The sequence below is a fragment of the Paraburkholderia sp. IW21 genome (assembly GCF_041321145.1).
Classification (GTDB): Bacteria; Pseudomonadota; Gammaproteobacteria; order Burkholderiales; family Burkholderiaceae; genus Paraburkholderia.
This window is the reverse complement of record NZ_JBGGWA010000029.1, coordinates 1-3,243: the sequence shown is the minus strand read 5'-3', so window position 1 is coordinate 3,243 and position 3,243 is coordinate 1. Positions and strand designations below refer to the sequence as shown.

At 65.1% G+C, this 3,243-nt stretch carries 4 protein-coding genes; all 4 read left to right on the top strand.

The window, feature by feature from the left end:
* Positions 1-889, top strand: an 889-nt coding sequence (locus ACAX43_RS32855) for an SRPBCC domain-containing protein (RefSeq protein ID WP_370712477.1), incomplete at its 5' end; no start/stop codon positions are given.
* Entirely contained in the window at positions 886-1,707 is an 822-nt protein-coding gene (locus ACAX43_RS32850; protein WP_370712476.1) for a xanthine dehydrogenase family protein subunit M, read from the top strand. The genes ACAX43_RS32855 and ACAX43_RS32850, both read left to right, overlap by 4 nt.
* 11 nt (positions 1,708-1,718) lie before the next feature.
* Positions 1,719-2,240, top strand: a complete 522-nt coding sequence (locus ACAX43_RS32845) for a (2Fe-2S)-binding protein (RefSeq protein ID WP_370712478.1) — start codon at positions 1,719-1,721, stop codon at positions 2,238-2,240.
* Positions 2,233-3,243, top strand: a 1,011-nt coding sequence (locus tag ACAX43_RS32840; protein WP_370712475.1) for an AMP-binding protein, incomplete at its 3' end; no start/stop codon positions are given. The genes ACAX43_RS32845 and ACAX43_RS32840, both read left to right, overlap by 8 nt.

The following is a 3,243-nucleotide window of genomic DNA, read 5'->3' as shown; positions in this document are numbered from 1 at the left end:
CCAGATTCGCGGCGCGTTTGCGCAAGGTCTCGGCGCGGCGCTGATGGAAGAGTTCCGCTACGGCGTCGATGGCAGTTTCCAGTCGGGTACGCTCGCCGACTACCTGATGCCGACGACCTGCGAGGTGCCCGATCCGGTGATTGTGCATCTGGAAACGCCGTCGCCGTTCACGCCGCTCGGCGCGAAGGGGCTTGGTGAAGGCAACAACATGAGCACGCCGCCGTGCATCGCGAATGCGGTAGCCGATGCGCTCGGTATCGAGGATATCCGCCTGCCGCTGACGCCCGCGAAAGTGATGGCGCTGATTGGCATCGACGATCCAGAGCCGTCGCGGCCCGAGTGGCGCGAGGCGGTGCCCGCGAAGCCGGCGTTGCCGGGTGGCAAGGCGCTGACCGCGCAAGGCTCCGTCGATTTGCCCGCCAGGCCCGAAGCGATCTTCGCCGTGCTGCTCGATCCGACTGCGCTAGCGAAGGTCATCCCTGGCTGCCACGCGCTCGAAGCAACGGCGCCGAACCAGTATCGCGCGGATGTGACCGTCGGCGTCGGCATAATCAAGGCGCGTTTCGAAGCGCGAATTGGATTGTCCGAGATCGACGCGCCGCATCGGCTGCGCCTTGCAGGCGCGGGTATCTCGCCGCTGGGCAGTGCGAGCGGCAATGGCCTCGTCGAACTCACGCCGACCGACAACGGCACGCGACTCACGTACGACTACGAGGCGCAAGTGTCGGGCAAGGTCGCGGCCGTGGGTGGACGCATGCTCGAAGGCGCGGCGAAGGTCGTGCTCAAGCAGTTGTTCGAATCGCTCGGACGGCAAGCCGCCGGCGAGTCCGTGCAAACAGGCGGCTCGTGGATCACACGCCTCTTCGCTCGCTTCAGGAGACATTCATGAAACCAGCGCCGTTCGATTATCTGCGCGCCATGACGACGCAGGACGCGCTCGATACGCTCGCGCAAACCGGCGAGGACGCGCGCATTCTCGCGGGCGGTCAATCGCTGATGGCAGTGCTCAACATGCGGCTCGCGCAGCCCCGAGTGCTGATCGACATCTCGCGTACCGACGAACTGAATGCGGTGCGCGTCGATAACGAAGCGGGACATCTCGTCGTGAGCGCGGCGGCGACGCAGGGCAGCGTCGAGTGGCGTAAGTCGCTGCGCGATGAAGTACCGCTGCTCGCGATGGCCTTCCCTCACATCTCGCATTTCCAGGTCCGCAATCGCGGGACCGTCTGTGGCTCGGTCGCGCATGCCGACCCGAGCGCCGAACTGCCGCTCGTGCTCACCGCGCTCGGCGGCGACGTGATGTTGCGCTCAAAGAAGAAAAAGCGCGTGCTCGCCGCCGCCGATTTCTTTCAAGGCATGTTGACGACGGCGCGCGAACCCGACGAACTCGTCGAAGCCGTGCGCTTCCCGCTGAAGAGGCCCGGCGAGCGCTACGCGTTCACGGAATTTTCGGCGCGCCACGGCGATTTCGCGATGGTGGCCTGCGCCGCGATCGTGACGGACGATTCGATACGCATCGCGGTCGGGGGCGTAGCGGACCGGCCGATGATCGAGCGCTGGCCGCGCCTGCACGGCGACGACTTACGTAGTGCCTTGAACGATTTGAGCTGGAAGCTGGGCGCGCAGGACGACGCGCATATCAGCGCGAAGTACCGCCGGCATCTGGTCCGGCAACTCGGATGGCGCGTGATCGAGGAGGCGAAGTGAGCAAGACAACAATGCATATCATGCGGCAGGGCGAAGAGCGGCGGGTCACGTTGACGCTCAACGGTTGCGAACGAAGCGGCCACTGCGAGCCGCGCGAACTGCTGTCGGATTTCATCCGGCACGAACTCGGCGCGACGGGTACCCACGTCGGCTGCGAACACGGCGTGTGCGGTGCGTGCACCGTGCATATCGACGGCGTCGCGGCACGCTCGTGTCTGATGCTCGCGGTGCAGGTGGACGGGCGCCGTGTCGATACGGTCGAGGGCCTTGCGCCCGAACAGACGCTCGGCGACCTGCAGCAGGCGTTTCAGCGGCATCACGCGTTGCAATGTGGCTTCTGCACCGCGGGCATTCTGATGTCGTGCGCGGACTATCTGCAACGCGTGCCCGATCCGAGCGAGGAACAGGTGCGCGAGATGCTCTCGGGCCATATCTGCCGCTGTACGGGCTACACGCCGATCGTCGCGGCCGTCCTCGACGTGGCGGCACGACGGAATCAGAAGAACGTTAGCCGGGAGGCCGCTCATGCTTGATCTCGGCCGGACCTTTCTGCAAAGCGTGGAGCGCAGCCCGAACGCGCTCGCACTCGTCGATGGCGATCTGCAACTCACTTACGTTCAGTGGCATCGCATCATTCTAAACGTCGCCGATGGCCTGTGCGAACTCGGCCTCGTGCGTGGCGACCGTCTGCTTGTCGTGCTGCAAAACCGCTGGGAAATGGCGACGCTGCATTGGGCCTGCCAGTTCGCGGGCATCGTGATCGTGCCGCTCAACTGGCGCGCGAAGCCCGAGGAACTTGACTACTGCGTGACCGATGCAGGCGCGAAGGCGATCGTCTACGAACCGGTGTGCGCCGATGCCGTCGTTCAGAGCCCCGCTGCGCAAAGCGTGCCGCGCATCGGACTGGACGACGCGCAGGGCCACACGACGACGCTCGATGCGCTGCTCGTCGAACGCGAACGTTCGGGCCCAACGACCCAAGCCACGGAGGCAACCGCCGACGACTACTCGCTGATCCTCTACACGTCGGGCACGACGGGCAAGGCGAAGGGCGTGCCACGCCGTCATCGGCATGAACGGGCCGGCGCGCTCGCACACGTCGCGCAGAACCTGTATCGGCATGGCGAGCGCACGCTCGGCGTGATGCCGCTCTATCACACGATGGGCGTTCGCTCGCTGCTTTCGATGGCGATGGTCGATGGTCTCTTCGTCTGTGTGCGCCGCTGGAATTCGCGGCTCGCGCTCGAATCGATTTCGAAGCACAAGCTGACATGCCTTTATCTCGTGCCGACGCTTTATCACGACCTGCTCGCCGATGCGGAGTTCGCGAAAGTCGATACCTCGTCGGTCAAGAAGCTCGGCTTCGCCGGCGCTCCGATGAACGACGGCCTGTTGAAGCGCCTGTCGGCCGCGTTCAAGCCCGAGCTGTTCGTCAACCACTACGGCTCGTCCGAGGTCTACACGTTCAGCATCGACCAGGACGCGACGAAGAAGCCGGGAAGCGCCGGACGTGCGGGCATCAATACGCGGCTACGC